21 protein-coding genes and 1 pseudogene are annotated in these 17047 nt (G+C 62.6%); 7 read left to right on the top strand and 15 right to left on the bottom strand.

Features of this window, described 5'->3' with window-relative positions:
- Positions 1–66 precede the first annotated feature (66 nt).
- Complete coding sequence (locus tag AAGW05_RS15975) at positions 67–729, bottom strand: histidine phosphatase family protein (RefSeq protein ID WP_411805546.1); 663 nt, start codon at positions 727–729, stop codon at positions 67–69.
- 164 nt (positions 730–893) lie between these two features.
- Between AAGW05_RS15975 and AAGW05_RS15970 the strand changes: the two genes are divergently transcribed.
- From AAGW05_RS15970 to AAGW05_RS15960, 3 genes are all read left to right on the top strand, one after another.
- Positions 894–1451, top strand: coding sequence for a YceI family protein (locus tag AAGW05_RS15970; protein WP_411805545.1), 558 nt, complete (start codon positions 894–896; stop codon positions 1449–1451).
- A gap of 288 nt (positions 1452–1739) precedes the next feature.
- Positions 1740–2186, top strand: coding sequence for a hypothetical protein (locus tag AAGW05_RS15965; protein WP_411805544.1), 447 nt, complete (start codon positions 1740–1742; stop codon positions 2184–2186).
- Positions 2187–2366: 180 nt separating this feature from the next.
- Positions 2367–3077, top strand: coding sequence for a hypothetical protein (locus AAGW05_RS15960; protein ID WP_411805543.1), 711 nt, complete (start codon positions 2367–2369; stop codon positions 3075–3077).
- Between the two features lie 11 nt (positions 3078–3088).
- On the opposite strand, the gene AAGW05_RS15955 is transcribed toward AAGW05_RS15960, so the two are convergent.
- Positions 3089–3799 (bottom strand): redox-sensing transcriptional repressor Rex, encoded by a 711-nt coding sequence (locus AAGW05_RS15955; RefSeq protein WP_411805542.1) that lies wholly within the window; start codon positions 3797–3799, stop codon positions 3089–3091.
- A gap of 120 nt (positions 3800–3919) precedes the next feature.
- Positions 3920–4243, bottom strand: coding sequence for a glutaredoxin family protein (locus AAGW05_RS15950; protein WP_411805541.1), 324 nt, complete (start codon positions 4241–4243; stop codon positions 3920–3922).
- Positions 4244–4423: 180 nt separating this feature from the next.
- On the opposite strand from AAGW05_RS15950, the gene AAGW05_RS15945 reads away from it, so the two are divergent.
- Entirely contained in the window at positions 4424–5236 is an 813-nt protein-coding gene (locus tag AAGW05_RS15945) for an HAD family hydrolase (protein ID WP_411805540.1), read from the top strand.
- A gap of 75 nt (positions 5237–5311) precedes the next feature.
- On the opposite strand, the gene AAGW05_RS15940 is transcribed toward AAGW05_RS15945, so the two are convergent.
- The 6 genes and pseudogenes from AAGW05_RS15940 to AAGW05_RS15915 all read right to left on the bottom strand — a co-directional run.
- Entirely contained in the window at positions 5312–5410 is a 99-nt protein-coding gene (locus tag AAGW05_RS15940) for a 30S ribosomal protein bS22 (RefSeq protein ID WP_074712200.1), read from the bottom strand.
- A 114-nt stretch (positions 5411–5524) separates the two neighbouring features.
- Positions 5525–5761, bottom strand: coding sequence for a helix-turn-helix domain-containing protein (locus tag AAGW05_RS15935; RefSeq protein ID WP_411805539.1), 237 nt, complete (start codon positions 5759–5761; stop codon positions 5525–5527).
- Between the two features lie 382 nt (positions 5762–6143).
- A complete protein-coding gene (locus AAGW05_RS15930) occupies positions 6144–7253 on the bottom strand; it encodes a 3-deoxy-7-phosphoheptulonate synthase (protein ID WP_411805538.1) in 1110 nt (369 codons plus the stop codon).
- A gap of 177 nt (positions 7254–7430) precedes the next feature.
- On the bottom strand, positions 7431–7901 hold the full coding sequence (locus AAGW05_RS15925) for an acetylxylan esterase (protein WP_411805560.1): 471 nt from the start codon (positions 7899–7901) through the stop codon (positions 7431–7433).
- A gap of 103 nt (positions 7902–8004) precedes the next feature.
- Positions 8005–9264: an NAD(P)/FAD-dependent oxidoreductase gene (locus tag AAGW05_RS15920; protein WP_411805537.1), complete on the bottom strand. Its 1260-nt coding sequence runs from the start codon at positions 9262–9264 to the stop codon at positions 8005–8007.
- Positions 9265–9479: 215 nt separating this feature from the next.
- A pseudogene (locus tag AAGW05_RS15915) lies at positions 9480–9805 on the bottom strand (bifunctional rhamnulose-1-phosphate aldolase/short-chain dehydrogenase); the annotation flags it as partial.
- Between the two features lie 15 nt (positions 9806–9820).
- Here AAGW05_RS15915 and AAGW05_RS15910 point away from each other — a divergent pair.
- Positions 9821–10054 (top strand): hypothetical protein, encoded by a 234-nt coding sequence (locus AAGW05_RS15910; protein ID WP_411805561.1) that lies wholly within the window; start codon positions 9821–9823, stop codon positions 10052–10054.
- A gap of 183 nt (positions 10055–10237) precedes the next feature.
- On the opposite strand, the gene gdhA is transcribed toward AAGW05_RS15910, so the two are convergent.
- The 6 genes from gdhA to AAGW05_RS15880 form a co-directional block, all read right to left on the bottom strand.
- Positions 10238–11578, bottom strand: coding sequence for an NADP-specific glutamate dehydrogenase (gdhA, locus tag AAGW05_RS15905; protein WP_411805536.1), 1341 nt, complete (start codon positions 11576–11578; stop codon positions 10238–10240).
- 162 nt (positions 11579–11740) lie between these two features.
- The gene (locus AAGW05_RS15900; protein WP_411805535.1) at positions 11741–12454 is read right to left on the bottom strand and encodes an ArsR/SmtB family transcription factor; all 714 of its coding nucleotides are present in this window, start codon (positions 12452–12454) and stop codon (positions 11741–11743) included.
- Positions 12427–12837 (bottom strand): hypothetical protein, encoded by a 411-nt coding sequence (locus AAGW05_RS15895; protein WP_411805534.1) that lies wholly within the window; start codon positions 12835–12837, stop codon positions 12427–12429. Before AAGW05_RS15895 ends, AAGW05_RS15900 begins: the two co-directional genes overlap by 28 nt.
- A 22-nt stretch (positions 12838–12859) precedes the next feature.
- Positions 12860–13066, bottom strand: coding sequence for a hypothetical protein (locus AAGW05_RS15890; RefSeq protein WP_411805533.1), 207 nt, complete (start codon positions 13064–13066; stop codon positions 12860–12862).
- Positions 13059–13445 carry a hypothetical protein gene (locus tag AAGW05_RS15885; protein WP_411805532.1) on the bottom strand — a complete coding sequence of 129 codons (387 nt, stop codon included), beginning with the start codon at positions 13443–13445 and terminating at the stop codon, positions 13059–13061. The genes AAGW05_RS15890 and AAGW05_RS15885 overlap by 8 nt, the downstream gene beginning before the upstream one ends.
- Positions 13446–13650: 205 nt before the next feature.
- A complete protein-coding gene (locus tag AAGW05_RS15880; RefSeq protein ID WP_411805531.1) occupies positions 13651–14799 on the bottom strand; it encodes an acetoin utilization protein AcuC in 1149 nt (382 codons plus the stop codon).
- Positions 14800–14989: 190 nt separating this feature from the next.
- On the opposite strand from AAGW05_RS15880, the gene AAGW05_RS15875 reads away from it, so the two are divergent.
- Entirely contained in the window at positions 14990–16351 is a 1362-nt protein-coding gene (locus AAGW05_RS15875; RefSeq protein ID WP_411805559.1) for a TrkH family potassium uptake protein, read from the top strand.
- A complete protein-coding gene (locus tag AAGW05_RS15870) occupies positions 16344–17030 on the top strand; it encodes a potassium channel family protein (protein ID WP_411805530.1) in 687 nt (228 codons plus the stop codon). Before AAGW05_RS15875 ends, AAGW05_RS15870 begins: the two co-directional genes overlap by 8 nt.
- Positions 17031–17047: the final 17 nt, after the last annotated feature.

Below are 17047 nucleotides of genomic sequence, written 5' to 3'. Positions count from 1 at the left end.
ACGCAGAAATGGCATTGTGTTCTACGCTACGTCGAAAAGCTGACTGTCAGCTGTGTGCCGGCGGCATCAGGCGCCGGGGGTGGTTGCGGCGCCGGGAAGAAGCGCTGCAGCGGGTTCGCTGTACGCAACATTGACAATGTTCTCGCCGTCGAAGGTGAGTGAGGTCAGCGAGGCGAGTGTGCACTCGCGGTTGCGGGGGTCGTGCCACAGCCGCTTGCCCTCGGCGCTGCGCCGGGTGGCCCAGATGGGCAGCTGGTGGCTGACCATGATGGCCTGCGCGCCGTCGCCGCCAATCTCGAAGGCACGACGGCGGGCATCGCGCGCCGCTTCAAGCATGCGGTCGGCCTGGGCCGCGTAGGCCTCGCCCCAGGAGGGACGCATCGGGTTCACGAAGTAGCGCCAATGCCTGGGCTTGAGCAGCTCAGCCTTGTTGACCTTCATGCCCTCGAAGTGGTTCTCCGCCTCGATGATGCGCGGATCGGTCACGATCTCCAGGCCCAGGGCCGCGGCCGTGGGCTGCGCCGTTTCCTGTGCCCGGGTCAAAGGTGAGGCCACGAGGTAAACCGGGGCAGCGCCGTCGTTCTTCAGGGCGGCGAAATGCTCGGCAACCATGTGGGCCATGGCAAGGCCGCGCTCTGAAAGGTGAAACTCGGGGAGCCGGCCGTAGAGCACGCCTTCGGGATTAAATACCTCACCGTGGCGCAAAAGATGAACTGTTACTCGGGACATGCCTCCCAGTTTCTCAAAGTTAGTGAACAAGGGGTTAATCCGGGGGACAAAAAGTTTTTGGCCACACGGGAATATTAGATACAAACGCATGCTTATACCTTTCGAAGGGCACCCACCACGGATGCGCTGCGGCTTGAAATCCATTCTTCCCAAGGAGACACCCCATGTCAGTAACAACCATTGAATCCACAGACCTCACACAAGGCACCTGGAACCTTGACGGCTCACACAGCACGGTTGGCTTCATGGTCCGCCACGCCGGAATCTCCAAGGTCCGCGGCCAGTTCACCGAAATGGAAGGCTCCTTGACGCTCGGCGAGACCCTCGCCGAAACCGCCGTCACGGCCACCATCGCCGCCGCAAGCTTCAACTCAGGCGACGCCAACCGCGACGCCCACGTCCGCGGCGCCGATTTCTTCGACGTCGAGGTCTTCCCCACCCTGACGTTCGTCTCCACTTCCGTTTCAGGCGATGAAGAAGAGTTCGAAATGACCGGCGAGCTGACCATTCGCGGCATCACCAAGACAGTGACCTTCAAGGGCGAGTTCGGCGGCGTGGCGGTAGACGCTTTCGGCGCCACCCGCGCAGGTTTCGAAGCCAAGACCGTCATCAGCCGCAAGGACTTCGGTCTGACCTGGAACGCAGCACTTGAAGCCGGCGGCGTGCTGGTTTCGGACAAGGTGACCATCACCCTCGAAGTTGCTTTCGTGAAGGCTGCATAAGCACCTGGTTCGAGCCCCGGCCCAGCGCTGGGGCGCCCCTGGTCCAGGGGATCTTGATGCCGGTCCGCCACGACGGCGGGCCGGCATTTTGCTACTTACTAGTACACCTATGCAGGGGATCACCCCAAGACTATGGTTCTTGCTATGAGCACACCGAATGAGTTTCCAGGTCCTGAGCAGCCAGGCTCGCAACCACCACCCCCCGGTTATGGTTCTCAGCCCCCGCCACATGCTCCGCAAGCACCCGCACCCGGGTACCAGCAACCGGGCGGCGCCTACAAGTTTAAGATGCCCAAGGACATGCCGCACTCGGTGCAGGACGTCATGCCTGCCGGCGGCTTCTCAAACATGTTCAAGATGGACGGCCTGCCACAACTGCTTAAAATCTCCTACATCATCTGGCTGGTGACGGCAGCCCTCTGGCTGATCTCCACCTTCTTCACCTTCATCGGATCCCTTTTCCTGCTGGCCGCGACGTATTTCACGGGCGACGCCATCAAGGGAATCGTGCTGTCCATCATTTCGGTGGTGCTGATTGCCGCTTTGCTCGTGTGCGCCATGAAACTCAAGGAAGGAATGCAGTGGGCCCGGCTGGCACTGTCGGCCATCGTGGTTGTGGGCATTATCTTCTTGTTCCTCGGCGCCGGAGGCGGCGGTTTGCTAGGGATTGTGGCAGCCGTGCTGATGTGGCTGCCCGAATCAAACGCATGGTTCAATTCCCGGGCCGGTGCGTAGTGCACTGAGTCCGGCATTGGTCCGGAACAAGTAGTGGGGCCCGGAGAGGTCGCGTAGGGTTTGTTACAACCCGCCGCGGCCTTCTCTTTACGTCTGGATTCATGCGGCACGATCACCTGGCCGGCCCCGTTGGCCAGGTACCTGGCACCATTGCCCGGCAACATTGAAAGAGCAGCTGTCATGACCACCCCCGGTGAAGAACCCCAAGAGCAGCCCACCCCCCTTCCGGGAAGCTACGGTGAGATCGCCCCAGGCGTCCCCCGTTACGGCCAGTACGCACCCGAGGGGTGGGATCCGCCCCAGGACGTCAAGGACGCTCAGAATGCCAACACCCCGGCGTCGGCCCTTCCTCCCTCCCCTTCCTACCCCGGGTTCGGCGGGGCACAGGCTGGCGGCCCGGGCATGGCCGGTGCACCGCTGGAGCGGGTGGCGGCACCGAGGCAGGTGTCACTGGCAGCCCGCTTGATTCAGCTGGCGGGGGTGCTGCAGACGATTTCCGCCGTGGTGCTGCTTTTCGTGTTGTTTGTCCCGTCGGTCAAGGCCGTCATGCTTGACGCGTTTCGGACGGCCATGGCCGGCAACCCCGCCCTTGCGGAGGCCTATTCCGATCCGGCCCTGATCAATACGGCCCTGTACCTGGCCTTTGTCCTGAGCCTGGCGATGGCTGTCGTCTACTTTTGGCTGGCCTATAAGATTCGGCGCGGCGCCAATTGGGCCAGGACCACGGCCCTGGTGCTTGCCTGCCTGTCGCTCTTTTTACTGGCCCAGCCCAGCCCGCTTGCCATTGTCCAGATCGGACTGGGTGCCGTAGCCGTGCTGATGCTGTTCAGATCACCCGCGAAGGAGTTCTTCCGGGCGCACAAGGCCAACAGGGGCCAGCGGGGGCGCTGACCCACCCGCCGCTAAGCTCCGGGGCGGTCCTGTTCCAGGTTCGGCTCCTGCAGCCGCTGGGCGTGATAGGCGAGGATCTGCAGTTCGGTAGCCATGTCAACCTTGCGCAGGTTGACATGGTCGGGAACAGTCAGCGCGACGGGTGCGAAGCTCAGGATGCTGTGCACGCCGGCGGCAATAACGCGGTCGCACACGGACTGGGCAACGGAGGCAGGAAGTGCCAGGACAACCATGTTGGCCCGGGTGGACGCCACGACAGATTCAAGGTTGGCCACGTCATTGACCCGCAGCCAGCCAATTTCGCTGCCAATGATCATTTGGTCGGCGTCAAGAAGGGCCACCACGTCAAATCCGCGGGATTCGAATCCTGCGTAGCGGGCGAGCGCCCGGCCCAAGTTGCCGGCACCAACAATGGCAACCCGCCATTCGTGGGTCAGGCCGAGGGCCTGGGCAATTTTTCGGCTCAGGTTGCCCACGTCGTAGCCGACTCCTCGGGTTCCGTAAGAGCCAAGATACGAAAGGTCCTTGCGGACATTGGCGGCTCCGACGCCGGCCGATTCAGCCAGCGCCTCAGAGGAGACGCTCTCGGCGCCGTCGGCCAGCAGGGCGTTCAAGGTGCGCAGGTATAGCGTCAGCCGCGAAACGGTGGCAGGCGGCAGCTGCCGGGCCGGTTCGGCCGACGGCTCTTCCGGGGTCTGCGCAGACGTCAAGGCAACACTCACATTCTCAGATTAAAGCCACATGTGGCTGCCGAACGCATGGCCCAAAGACCCACATCCGCCTTCATCCACTGTATGACCAGACCCGGCCACAGCCAAAAGCACAGCGCGCCCGCTTGCCGCTCAGGAGGAAGCCAGGGCGCGTCTCAGGATGGTGCGCAGCCGGGCGGGATCGATGTGCCAAAAGTCGCGTTGGATGCCGTCAACAAGAACCACGGGGATTTCCTCACCGTACTGCTGCGCCAGGGCGGCGTTCCCGTCAATGCTCACCTCATGCCACGGCAGGCCAAGTCCCCCTGCAACGTCGGTGACGACGGCGCGGGCGTCATCGCACAAGTGGCAGCCTGTCTTCGTGATCAATTCAAGCAACGGCAGGGGTACCGCAGGGGCGGGTGCGGCGCCGGCATCCACGTCGGGGCCGGCCGGGACTCTCTCAGATGGTTCCATGGCAACAACGGTACTCAATGGAAACGGTTTCCCGCGCAGGGAATGCCACTCAACCTGCGTGGGCTGCGCGGTGGAAAAAACCGCCGGACCGGCTCCGCGAAATGAAAGTTTCACCACAGTTAACCCCCGGGGCAGGTGGCGGAACGGGCAGGGCGCGCAAGGATTGACTAGAATCATTTCATGCCCGACGTGACTAGCAACAGTGCCGAGGCCCCCTCGACTGCTGTGCAGCACCAAGGTGAGGCTGCTTTCTTTGACGTGGACAACACGCTGATGAAGGGTGCCAGCCTGTTCCACGTGGCCCGTAAAATGTATCAAAAACGCGCCTTCACCCTCAGGGATGCTGTTGGATTTGCCTGGAAGCAAACCAAGTTCATCATGCGCGGCGAGAACATGAGCGACGTTCATTCCGTCCAGGATTCAGCACAGCAACTGGCCGCCGGCATCAGCGCCGACTTCATCCGCCAGCTGGGCGAAGAAGTGTATGACGAGATGATCGTCTCGAAAATCTGGCCGGGCACCCGGGCCCTGACCCAGGAACACCTCAAATCCGGCCGCCAGGTGTGGCTTGTGACGGCGACCCCCGTGGAAGTTGCGGGGGTCATTGCCGAGCGGTTGAACCTGACCGGCGCCTTGGGCACCGTGGCCGAAATTGACGACGGCCTCTACACGGGCCGTCTTGTCGGCGAAATCCTGCACGGGCCCGCCAAGGGCCGGGCAGTGAGAGAATTGGCGGAAAAAGAGGGCCTGGACCTCTCACGCAGCTGGGCCTACAGCGATTCCTACAACGACATTCCGCTGCTCACCGCTGTGGGCAACCCTGTTGCGATCAACCCCGACACCAAGTTGCGCAGGCACGCACGGGACAACAACTGGCCCATCTACGACTACCGCTCCGGGCGCCGCGCAGCAACTCTTGGCCTGCAGGCGGCGACAGGTGTGGGCGTGGTGTACGGATTGTGGAAGGGCATTGCCCGGGTCAGGAAGCGCTAACTGCGCCCGGGGAAGGCAACAAAAAGCACCCGCTCACCTTGACGGTGGACGGGTGCTTTAGCGAAGAAAGAAGATTTACTTCTTGTTGCGACGCTGGTGACGCGTCTTGCGAAGCTGCTTGCGGTGCTTCTTCTTGGACATCCGCTTGCGGCGCTTCTTAACTACTGAACCCATGAAAGTTCCTCACAAACTGCATAGAACAACCTCGAGTGAGGCCGTAAACGATTAGGTCGACCGATCGCAGGAATCGGTCAAAGCCGAAAATGGATCTTTCCTAGGGTACCGCCTTTACCCTGTATGCGCCGAACCGGAGGGTCCTTGAGACTCTGTGCCATCGACCACGGCCGATCGAAGATAACTTTCGACGGCGTTTGCCGGCACCCGATAGGACCGTCCGAAACGCACCGCGGGGAGCTCACCGGCGTGCACCATGCGGTAAACGGTCATCTTGGATACCCGCATGAGTCCGGCGACTTCCTGGACAGTCAAAAAGCTCACGTCGGAGAAATTCTGCTCCTGTGTCATGCGCGTACTTTCCATTTCAATCAGGCGGCCCGCGCCAAGGGCCTTGCACCCGGCGCTTCAAGGCTAACTCTAGGGGCTGATGGGGACAATGTGAAAGTGCTTGTTGCGGCTACAGACCGGTCCTGGCACGAGTGCGCTTGGCCCACCAGCGGTCGATGATGACGGGCACTGTTGAAAACGAAAGGCGCCAGGATGGCCTGGGCTGCCGTGAAGACGGCAATAGCCCCAAGTAGTCCGCTCCCGCTCAGATGAACACCGCGCGCACAGGAAAACGAATCATTTCAGTCTCCATCCGACGCTTTTCATGCTGTGGGGCCAATAGGCCCGTGGGATTCCTGCACCGTTTTCGTGCCAGCTGCGCAACGACAGCGTAGCAAAGTGCCTATGCGGTGCGGCGGGCACGCGAGCTGCGGGCCAGGTTCGCTAAGACATCCGCCGTCACGTCCCAGTCCATGCAGGCGTCGGTGACCGACTGCCCGTAGGTCAGCTCGGCCTCGCCGGCCGCAACTTTCTCGACATCAAGGCTCTGGGCTCCGCCCACAAGGAAGCTCTCAAGCATGACGCCGGCGATCGTGTGCGCCGAGTCGTCGCCGGTTTCCAGCTGGGCACCGATTTCCAGGGCAACCTCTGCCTGACGGTGGTGGCTCTTGCCGGAGTTGGCGTGGCTGGCATCCACGATCAGGCACGGGTTGACACCAGCTCCGGCTGCCTTTGCAGATGCGTCGGCCACATCGGCGGCCTTGTAGTTCGGGCCCTTGCGTCCGCCTCGAAGAATAACGTGGGTGTCCTGGTTGCCTGCCGTGCTGACGAGTGAGGCCCGGCCGTCGCCGTCGATCCCGAGGAATGACTGCGACGCGCTGGCCGCGTTGCAGGCGTCCAAGGCAACCTGGAGGTCCCCGTCGGTGCCGTTCTTGAAACCTACCGGCATGGACAGCCCCGAGGTCAGCTGGCGGTGGATCTGGCTCTCGGTGGTGCGAGCCCCGATGGCGCCCCAGGAGATCAGGTCTGCCGTGTACTGGGGGCTGATCGGCTCGAGGAATTCGGTGCCCGTGGGCATGCCCAACTTGGCCACGCCCAGCAGAAACTTACGCGCCATTTCAAGTCCCTTGGCTACATCGTGGCTGCCGTCGAGGTTCGGATCGTTGATCAGGCCCTTCCAGCCCACGGTGGTGCGCGGCTTTTCGAAGTAGGCGCGCATGAGGATCAGCAGATCTTCTTCATGTGCCTTGGCAGCCTCCACTAGGCGGGCAGCGTATTCGAGTCCGGCCTCCGTGTCGTGGATGGAACAGGGGCCCACCACCACCAGGAGCCTGTCATCCACCCCGTCCATGATGGCCCGGACCTGGTCACGGCCACGTTCGACGACGTTCCTTGTCTGCGCATCCAGCGGCAGCTTTTTTGCCAGCTCGGCCGGTGACGGCAGTTCGGTGAACTGGCTGACGCGCAGATTTGCCGTGGTGTTGGGGGCTTCGTTGGCTGCTGTGATGCTCATGGAATTTTTTCCTTTTATTGGTGGCGGACAGCGAGCCCTCTTCGAAAGCCCGCCTGAAAATGGCGAAGGACAGAGAATAAGATTCTCTGTCCTGTTGGCTCTGAAGGAAGTTGGGTGCGTGTCAGTTAGACGCGGGCCCCTCCAGAGCCAACGAAAAATACGCATACCAACGGTTTGTCATGTCCACACCATAGCCCCGCAATTATCGAGCCAGCAAATCGGCCACGTAATGTAGCTGCCGCAGCCACTGGTGCTCTTGGCCGCCCTCATGGTTGTTGAAGCGGTAGAACTCCATTTCCTTGGCCGGCGCTTGAGGAAAGCGGCAAGTCCTGCCGGAACGGGACTTCGGGCATGACGGCTGTGACGCCGTCGAGCCTTCCGGCAGCCAATGCACTGGACAACCACAGGCAGATTTTCGCCCGGGGCGCGGTTGGCCGGCATATGCAGCCATCCCCTGATCCGGTCCCAGCCGACACCGGAATACACCACATCGAAACTGTCGATGACGCGCAACAGGTTATCAACCGGGGTGAAGGATGCTTCCGGCGGAAACTCGCGGGCGGCGACAATGCTTTCATCCCAGCAGGCATCAAAATCCTCCGGTTCAACCGTCGCCGTCGAGTGCTCGCGGAGTTGTTCAAGTAGCAGGGCAAAGGGGGCATCGCGCGGTTTCCGTTCCAGTCGGGCCCGGCGCTAAGTCCGGGAACACATGTCCGAGCCACATCCAATGGTCCCCCAACACCAAGAACGCCTACCGCAGCGGGTTGAAGTGGCGCATGCTAGCTGGCGGGGTGTTGCCTGTCAGGCCCGCGGCGACCATTTTGCCCGTGAGCGGGCCCAAAGCGATCCCCCACATGCCGTGCCCGCCAGCCACGTGCACACGTGGGGAGCGGGTGGCGCCCACCAGAGGGAAACCATCGGTGGTGCAGGGCCGGGACCCCACCCATTCCTCGGCCCGATCCTCCCAATTGATGCCTGTGAACATGGGCGAGGCTGCCTCCACGATGGCCTTGATGCGCCGCGGATCCAGCGGCGCGTCGGCATCTCGGAACTCCATCATGCCCGCCACCCGGAACCTGTCCCCCAACGGCGTACAGGCAACGCGTTGGGCTGGAAAGTAAATGGGGTGGGTTGGCATGGCCGCGGGGACAACGGTGAAACTGTAGCCGCGGCCTGCCTGCACCACCCTTTTGACGCCGAACTTGCGCGCCAGCGTCCCCAGCCAGGCACCCGTGGCGAGGACAACGGCGTCGGCCTTAATGAGGCGCCCTTCGGAACCAATCACCTCAACACCGCTGCCGGTATCGCGCACATCAAAGACGGTGAAGGCCGTGGTCAAGGTGGCGCCGCGAGTCACCACTGTCGCAGCAAGGGATGCCAGGAAGTCGGGCGGGTGGATGAAACGCTGGTCCCGAATGGCAATGCCGGCCACAACCCCGGAGCCAAGGGTGGGCTCCATATGACGAATTTCCTCCCCGCTCATCAAGGCGAAGTCCACCTGGCCTCCGGTCTCGCGGATCACGTGGAATTCCTTGACCAGGGCGTCGCGGTCCTTCAGGGAGGCGAAGCCGGTCAGGAACGGGTCGGCAAGAAGCGTCGGCTCGGCGACGGCCGGGGCGCCTGCGGCGATCTCCTGGAACGCGTCAATCCCGGAACGGCCAATCTCCGCGAACACTGCCATCGCGGCGCGCCATTTGCCCGGCGTGCAGTTGCGGGCAAAACCGAGCAGAAATTTCAACAGCGCCGGATCAGTGGAAAAAGGGATGTACAGCGGCGATGCCGGATCCAACATGGCCGTGAGCCCATAGCTGAGCACCGAAGGCTCACTCAGCGGAAGTGTCAGCGCCGGAGTCAGCCAGCCGGCATTGCCCCAGGACGCGCCGGACGCCACCTGGCCGCGGTCGACGATGGTGACCTTCACGCCCTGTTCCTGCAAGTACCAGGCAGTGGACAAGCCAATGATTCCCGCCCCAACGACCACCGCATGCCCAGGCGCCTTTGCACTGACCACGATTCACACTCCTTGAGAGTTGGCCGGCAGCTGTGTCTGCCGACGGTGGTCCCAGCGTATCCCCGATTGCCCGAACGTCCACAGACCACCCTCCCACCCCGGTGTGCGGGTGGTACGGGGTCCCCGGGTGGCTGGCCGCGACCAAGAGTCAGCTGTTATTGCAGGAACGCAACTGCCACGCCAGCGTCCAGAGGGATATGCAGGCACGTGGTGGGCTAGGGCTCAGCGCTTGTCAGCACGGCAGCGGCGTTGGCCGGGTCCTCCTGCAGGACCTCAAGTTTGTGTAGGGTTCGCTGGGCGTGGTACTGGCCCGGCTTCTCCTCGTCCACACCGTATTTCCCGAGCTCAGCTGCCAGCCGGCGCACCTGATGGGCCTGCTCGGTCTTCGTTGCCGAGTACGCGATGGTCGTGGCTCCGGCGTATACGGAGTTGGAGGAGATGGACATGATGCCCCCGCCTACGTCCGGTTCGAAGAGCACCTTGGCCGCGGCCTTGAAGAACAGGAGGGACCCTGGGCCATGACGTTGTGCTGCAGGTACCAGATGAACCATTGGCCTTGTTGTTCTGGACATCGGCAACCGCTGGCGTGCTTGTCGACTGCGGCCACGACCCAAACAGGGGAGGCACTACATCGATCCCTGACGGGCTGTCCCGCACCAATGACGTGCTGGCCTTGGGTGTCATGCAATCCCTCCCCATGTTGCTCACGCGTCGAATCACCGACGACGTGGCACCGGTGGGCTATGACGACATCGACTTTGCGGCCTCGGCAGTGGTCCCGTTGCCGTGAATGCAGCAGCGACCGTAACTCATTGGGCCCACCGCAGTGGAACTCCTAAAGGAACTGGAAAACTCAGGCATATCGGAAACCTGGCCAACTGGTTTTTGGGACGCAAAGACTTAAACACACGACGGCGCGTTGCCCACCGAGGTGGGGAACGCGCCGTCGTCCCTATTCAGGTGCTGGAGCTTCCTAGATCAGGCCCTGGGCCAGCATTGCGTCGGCAACCTTGACGAAGCCGGCGATGTTGGCGCCCACCACGTAGTTGCCCGGTGAGCCGTAGGTGTCTGCGGTCTCGGCGCAACGGTCGTGGATGCCGATCATGATCTGGTGGAGGCGCTCCTCCGTGTGCTCGAACGTCCAGGCATCACGGCTGGCGTTCTGCTGCATTTCCAGGGCCGAGGTTGCCACGCCACCGGCGTTGGCAGCCTTGCCCGGAGCGAACAGGACGCCGGCCTCCTGGAAGACGGCGATGGCACCGCTGGTGGACGGCATGTTGGCGCCTTCAGCCAGTGCAACAAGGCCGTTCTTCACCATGCGCGTTGCCGCTTCGGTGTTGATTTCGTTCTGGGTTGCGCAGGGAAGGGCCACAGCGGCATTGACATCCCACACGGAACCGCCCTCGACGTAGCTGACGGATGCGCCACGGCGAACAGCGTATTCCTTCAGGCGTCCGCGTTCCTTTTCCTTGATCTGGCGCAGCAGCGGAACGTCAATGCCGTTCTCGTCCACTATGTAGCCGGAGGAATCCGAACAGGCCACAACCTTCGCGCCCCACTGCTGGGCCTTGGCGATGGCGAAGGTTGCAACGTTGCCTGAACCGGAAACGACGACGCGCTGTCCATCAAGGGAGGTGCCGCGGGTCTTGAGCATTTCCTGGGTGAACATCACAGTTCCGAAGCCGGTGGCTTCCGGACGCACCAGCGAGCCGCCCCAACCAATGCCCTTGCCGGTCAAAACGCCGGATTCGTAGCGGTTGGTGATGCGCTTGTACTGGCCGAACAGGTAACCGATCTCACGGCCACCAACGCCGATGTCACCGGCAGGGACGTCGGTGTATTCGCCGATGTGGCGGTAAAGCTCTGTCATGAAGCTCTGGCAGAAGCGCATGACCTCGGCGTCGGACTTGCCGCGCGGGTCAAAGTCGGAACCGCCCTTGCCGCCACCGATGGGCATGCCTGTCAGTGCGTTCTTAAAGATCTGCTCGAAGCCGAGGAACTTCACAATGCCCAGGTACACGGAGGGGTGGAAGCGCAGGCCGCCCTTGTACGGGCCAAGGGCCGAGTTGAACTCAACACGGAAACCGCGGTTGATCTGCACTCGACCGGCGTCATCCATCCACGGCACGCGGAAGATGATCTGGCGCTCAGGTTCGCACAAACGCTGCAGCACGGCGGCGTCAACGAATTCTGGATGCTTATCAAGAACGGGGCCGAGGCTTTCAAAAACTTCAAGCACTGCCTGGTGGAATTCTTTTTCACCGGGGTTGCGGGCTAAAACTTGCTCCCGGATGGCTGCGAGCCTGGTATCCATGAGTCTCCTGAAGGGTCTGGGGCGCCAACGCGTGGCGCATAAGTATGCTCATTGGCAATTTTCCAAGCACCCCACCGGTTACACTAATTTTTCTCAGAAGGCGATACCATATGCAAGATCGCGCATAAGTTGTTCGATCAGCCGTGTATTTGGAGAATACTCTTAGTCTTTTCGGCGCCTAAACGTCGGCAGTGTTGGCAGATTTGCCAGCAAGTCCGCCGCCTTGTTGGCAGCCCGCCCCACACTGCGGCTGATCTGGCTTTGCACACCGCCGTCATTTTCGTTCGACTGCACAATGGCGGCCACCTCCCTCGATGGCACCGAAGTGGGCCCTGCCGTGCCCCCTGCCGGGGGTGACGCGTTGGCAGCGGGGTGCGCGGGCTGGCCGGCACCGGGTGCCTCCTTTTCGTCGGGTTTCACCGGCAATTCCTTAACCGCAGATTCCTCCATGGGGGCCGGCTTCGACGTGGCTGCCCGTGCAGTGGACGAAACTGCGGGGGCAGGCGCTGTCGGGGCGGCGACTGCAGGGTGATCCTGGATTTTGCGGACCTTTGCGTCCGGCGCCACTGAGGCAGTGGAGGCCGGAGCCACAGGGGCCGCAGTAGGCGCGGCTGCGGCTGCTCCCAATGTCTCCAGCCAGGCAGAAACAAGGCCAAGGGGGGCCGTGTTGATGCCGTAGAAACGCTTCTGTCCCTGGGCCCGCATCGTCACGACACCGGCTTCACGCAAGACCCTCAGGTGCTTGGAAACCGTCGGCTGCGAAACCCCGAGTTCGTCGACAAGCTGGCCCACGGCCTTGCTTTCCTGTGCCAGCGCTTCCAGGATGTCCCGGCGGGTACTTTCGGCAATTACCGCGAAGACTTTTTCTGCAACCATTCCACTACCCTAGCGACATATGCCAGCCGGGGCATCTTGAGATCTTCAGGATGCCCCGGCCGCGTCGGCAACCTCACCCTGCAATGGCCCCGATAGGTGGACGGGTTTGCGGCTTCCGCGATGGCTGCCTCCACAGCGTCAGACGATGGAGCGTACGTCAATGGAACTGCAACTGCGGGCTGCGTAGGCGTTGCGCCGGCCTGCGGCAATGTGCCAAGGTGTTCGCGCATGGACGTGAGGATCCACAGGGTCCGGGCAATCGCGACGGCTGCGAAAATCAGCGACAACACCCACACAACAGGGGTTTCGTTGTAGTAGTACAGCAGGGCAGGCTGGTCAACCACGAGCCGGCCAAGCCGATTCCGATGCCGATGAGCCGCCACGTCTGGCTCCTCTGCACGACCTTCAACGCAACGAGGACAAAAGCGCAGGCGTGAGCAGCCCCAAGACGACAGGAGAAACCAGGAACAAGGGACCGAAGGGAAGAATCGGGTTGCTGACGAAGAGCTGCACCACTTGAACCATCACTGTCAGGACAGCGATCGCGGCAACTGCCAGGAGTGCAAACAACGAGCGCTTGTCCCGGGCGGAGTCGACCCGGGGGTCACCCAATTCGGCCTGCCGTGGGGCCAAACGCTCCTGACCGCCACACGTAGCTCAGGCCCAGCGACAGCATGCTCAGAATCGTCACCAGCAGCACATCAATGCGACTGGCGGCGAGAACGGCAACATCCACGGAACCGGAGAACGTGGTGCGCCATGGCAGGAAAAGCGAAATGACCAGCAACGTCAGTGCGATGGCATCAGCGGCGTAGTCGCGCACGGTGATGGCAGCGAACGAGCTCCCGGCCGGCATCTGGCCGCCATGCGGTTCCCTGACTGCCTGAAACCCAGTGTACGGGTTCCCGCAGGGGAAGCTTTGGGCGACCGCACCCGGCACTCCGTTCGGAGCGCCAAATGATCCGGAGCGCTCCGGCGTGGGATAAGTCATCTCATAGCTCCTGATTTGCGGCCCTCGGGCCGCATACTTATTGACAAATTCAAAGGTCGCGCCGCTGCCGGTGCCACGTGATGGGCCACCGCTGCAATCCCCAGACCCCGATCCTGCACCGAAACTCCCGCATAGTAACCAATTGAAGAAATGGACCGCCGCCGGTCCGGCCCCATCGGGGTGGCAGTTTCTGGGTTGGCAGGGCTCAGTCGAACCAGGGATCAAGGCCGTACAGGGGGAACACGGCCTTCCGCGTGGCCATCACCGTCCGGTCAAGGGCGTCCGAAGGGTTGTAGCCCACCTCCCACGAACGCCACCAGGTATCGGCGTCCTCGCCCATGAGCAGGGGCGCAACCCTGCCGTATTTCTCCGCCACGTGCGCTCGCCACGTTTCCGGGACGGCCGTGCGCAGCGGCACTGGCTTCCCGGCCGCAATCGCCATGAGATGGCTCCACACCCGTGGCACCACGCTGACAACGTTGTATCCGCCGCCACCCACGGCAATCCAACGCCCCTCGCACACCTTCTCGGCAAGCGCCGCGATGCTCAGCGCGGCCTCACGTTGCCCGTCAACGGAGGTGTTCAGGTGCGTCAGATGGTCATCGCGGTGCGAGTCGCAGCCGTGCTGGCTGACAATGACGTCAGGGCCGAAGGCTGCCACCAGTTGGGGCACGACGGCGTGGAAGGCCCTGAGCCAACCTGCATCGGAGGTGCCGGCCGGCAAGGCGACGTTGACTGCGCAGCCTTCCGCGTTCGGCCCGCCGATGTCGTTGGCGAACCCCGTGCCGGGGAATAGCGTCATCCCTGATTCATGCAGGGAGATGGTCAGGACCCGGGAGTCCTCCCAAAAGACCCGCTCGGTGCCATCCCCGTGGTGCGCGTCAATGTCGATATATGCGACCCTTGACACACCCGAATCCAGCAGTCTCATGATGGCCAGGGCGGGGTCGTTGTAGATGCAAAAGCCGCTGGCCTTTTCCGGAAGGGCATGGTGCATGCCCCCGCCAAAGTTCACCGCCCGCTGCACGGACCCGCCAAGTACGGCGTCGGCTGCCAGCAGGGACCCTCCGGCGAGCCGCGCACTGGCCTCATGCATGCCGGCAAACGCGGGGTCGTCCTCGGTGCCCAGGCCGTGGGCGTGGTCGGAAAGGGTTGGGTCCTCCCCCACCCGGCGCACGGCGGCGATGTACTCGCGCGTGTGCACCGTGGCCAGTTCGTCGTCGGAGGCCACATAGGCGGGAATCACCTCGACCTGCGGCAGCTCGAAGATGCCCAGCTCCCGCGCCAATGCTGCGGTGAGGTCAAGGCGCAGGGGCGACATGGGGTGGTTGGGACCAAAATTGTACGCAGACATGGCCGCATCGCAGACTATGCTTGTCGGGACGGCTGCTGGCCCGGAGCTGGCAAAGGATGACATCCATCACAGGCTATCGAAGTCCGGCCACATTTGCCGTATTCGCGGCTTCGCAACAATTCATGGCAGGAGGGGCGGCACACCGTTGAGCACTAATTCAACCCTTCACCAGTGGCTCCCGCACTGGCCGTTGAGAGTTTTCGTCAGTGTCCGCGACTTCGTCGACAGGGTGGCCAACAGTTCACCGGCGCGGCTGGCACTGATCGTCTTCGCCCTCGTCATTCTCGCGTTCACCCTGACCTTGTGCCTTCCTGTGGCGTCCCGCGACGGACAAGCCACGGCCTTCCACGACGCCCTGTTCACGGCGGCGTCGGCCGTCTGCGTGACAGGCCTGACAACAGTTTCAACAGCCTTGCACTGGTCATTTTTTGGCCAGCTCGTGATCCTGATCGGCATCTTCGTTGGCGGCCTGGGCATCCTGACCCTTGCCTCGTTGATGTCCCTGATGGTCAGCAAGCGGCTCGGCGTGCGCGGAAAGCTCATTGCCCAGGAAGCCATGAACGCCGGACGCCTGGGCGAGGTCGGCACGCTGCTGCGCATTGTCATCAGCACCTCCGTTGCCATCGAAGTCATCCTGGCCTTGGCCCTGGCCCCGCGGTTTTTGATCCTCGGCGAGTCACTGCCCCAAGCCATCTGGCACGCCACTTTTTATTCCATCTCGGCCTTCAACAACGCAGGATTCACCCCTCACTCCGACGGCGTTGTGCCCTACGAGGCGGACCTGTGGATACTTGTCCCGCTCATGATCGGCGGCTTCATCGGAAGCCTCGGCTTCCCGGTGCTCATGGTCCTGCTGGCCACAGGCTTCCGTTTCAAGAAATGGACACTCCACGCAAAACTGACCATTCAGGTCTCACTGATGCTGCTTGTCTCGGGCGCCATCCTCTGGGGCGCCATGGAGTGGGACAACCCCGCCACCATGGGCGGCATGAGCGTTGGCGACAAGATCACACACTCCATTTTTGCCTCCATCATGACCCGTTCCCTGGGCTTCAACCTTGTGGACATGGACTCCTTGAACTCCTCCACCATGCTGCTCACCGACGCCCTGATGTTTGTGGGCGGTGGCTCCGCCTCAACGGCCGGCGGCATCAAGGTCACCACTTTGGCGGTGATGTTCCTGGCCATTGTTGCCGAGGCCCGCGGTGACAACGACGTAAAAATATACGGACGCACAATCCCCCAGGGCACTATGCGCGTGGCCATCTCGGTCATCATGATGGGGGCCACCTTCGTCATGATCGCCTGCGGGCTGCTGCTGGCCATCTCGGGGCAAAGCCTGGACCGGGTCCTGTTCGAGACAATCTCGGCCTTTGCCACCGTGGGGCTGAGCACGGGGCTCAGTGCCGAGCTGCCGCCGTCGGGCAAGTACATCCTGACGGCCATGATGTTCTTTGGCCGCGTCGGATCCATCACCCTTGCTGCGGCCCTGGCCCTGCGCCAGCGCCGACAGCTGTTCCACTACCCGGAAGAGAGGCCCATCATTGGCTGACAAAACAGGCCCAAACGACCGTCCCCCGCACAACGCCCCTGTCCTGGTCATCGGGCTGGGTCGCTTCGGAGCCGCTACGGCCCACCAGCTGGTCAAGCAGGGCCGGGAGGTCCTCGCGATCGAGCGTGACCCGGTCTTGGTGCAGAAGTGGGCCGGCGTACTCACCCACGTGGTCGAGGCCGACGCCACCAACATTGACGCGCTGCGCCAGCTGGGGGCACAGGACTTCAGCTCCGCCGTCGTCGGTGTGGGAACGTCCATCGAATCCAGCGTGCTCATCACCGTGAACCTGGTTGATCTGGGCATCGCGCACCTGTGGGTCAAGGCCATCACGCAGTCCCACGGCAAGATCCTGACCCGCATCGGCGCCAACCACGTCATCTACCCCGAGGCCGACGCCGGTGTCCGCGCCGCTCACCTGGTGGGGGGGCGCATGCTTGACTTCATCGAGTTCGACGACGATTTCGCGATCGTGAAGATGTACCCGCCGAAGGAAACCCAGGGGTTCACGCTTGAGGAATCCAAGGTGCGCTCCAAGTACGGCGTGACGGTGGTCGGGGTGAAATCGCCGGGCGAAGATTTCACCTATGCGCAGCCGAGCACCAAGGTTTCAAGCCGCGACATGCTCATTGTCTCCGGCTACGTTGACCTGTTGGAGCGCTTCGCCGCGCGCCCCTGACCTCACGTTTATGAGTT

This window comes from Arthrobacter sp. LAPM80 (assembly GCF_046736435.1).
In the GTDB taxonomy this organism is placed as follows: domain Bacteria; phylum Actinomycetota; class Actinomycetes; order Actinomycetales; family Micrococcaceae; genus Specibacter.
Note: the sequence above shows the minus strand (reverse complement) of the source record. Positions and strands in the feature narration are given on the sequence as shown.

What these genes read in the sequence shown, in the direction of transcription:
- AAGW05_RS15975 (WP_411805546.1), bottom strand. Translation starts at nt 729, where the DNA reads ATGTCCCGAGTAACAGTTCATCTTTTGCGCCACGGTGAGGTATTTAAT.
- AAGW05_RS15970 (WP_411805545.1), top strand. Translation starts at nt 894, where the DNA reads ATGTCAGTAACAACCATTGAATCCACAGACCTCACACAAGGCACCTGG.
- AAGW05_RS15965 (WP_411805544.1), top strand. Translation starts at nt 1,740, where the DNA reads ATGCCCAAGGACATGCCGCACTCGGTGCAGGACGTCATGCCTGCCGGC.
- AAGW05_RS15960 (WP_411805543.1), top strand. Translation starts at nt 2,367, where the DNA reads ATGACCACCCCCGGTGAAGAACCCCAAGAGCAGCCCACCCCCCTTCCG.
- AAGW05_RS15950 (WP_411805541.1), bottom strand. Translation starts at nt 4,243, where the DNA reads ATGGAACCATCTGAGAGAGTCCCGGCCGGCCCCGACGTGGATGCCGGC.
- AAGW05_RS15945 (WP_411805540.1), top strand. Translation starts at nt 4,424, where the DNA reads ATGCCCGACGTGACTAGCAACAGTGCCGAGGCCCCCTCGACTGCTGTG.
- AAGW05_RS15940 (WP_074712200.1), bottom strand. Translation starts at nt 5,410, where the DNA reads ATGGGTTCAGTAGTTAAGAAGCGCCGCAAGCGGATGTCCAAGAAGAAG.
- AAGW05_RS15935 (WP_411805539.1), bottom strand. Translation starts at nt 5,761, where the DNA reads ATGACACAGGAGCAGAATTTCTCCGACGTGAGCTTTTTGACTGTCCAG.
- AAGW05_RS15930 (WP_411805538.1), bottom strand. Translation starts at nt 7,253, where the DNA reads ATGAGCATCACAGCAGCCAACGAAGCCCCCAACACCACGGCAAATCTG.
- gdhA (WP_411805536.1), bottom strand. Translation starts at nt 11,578, where the DNA reads ATGGATACCAGGCTCGCAGCCATCCGGGAGCAAGTTTTAGCCCGCAAC.
- AAGW05_RS15900 (WP_411805535.1), bottom strand. Translation starts at nt 12,454, where the DNA reads ATGGTTGCAGAAAAAGTCTTCGCGGTAATTGCCGAAAGTACCCGCCGG.
- AAGW05_RS15885 (WP_411805532.1), bottom strand. Translation starts at nt 13,445, where the DNA reads ATGACTTATCCCACGCCGGAGCGCTCCGGATCATTTGGCGCTCCGAAC.
- AAGW05_RS15880 (WP_411805531.1), bottom strand. Translation starts at nt 14,799, where the DNA reads ATGTCTGCGTACAATTTTGGTCCCAACCACCCCATGTCGCCCCTGCGC.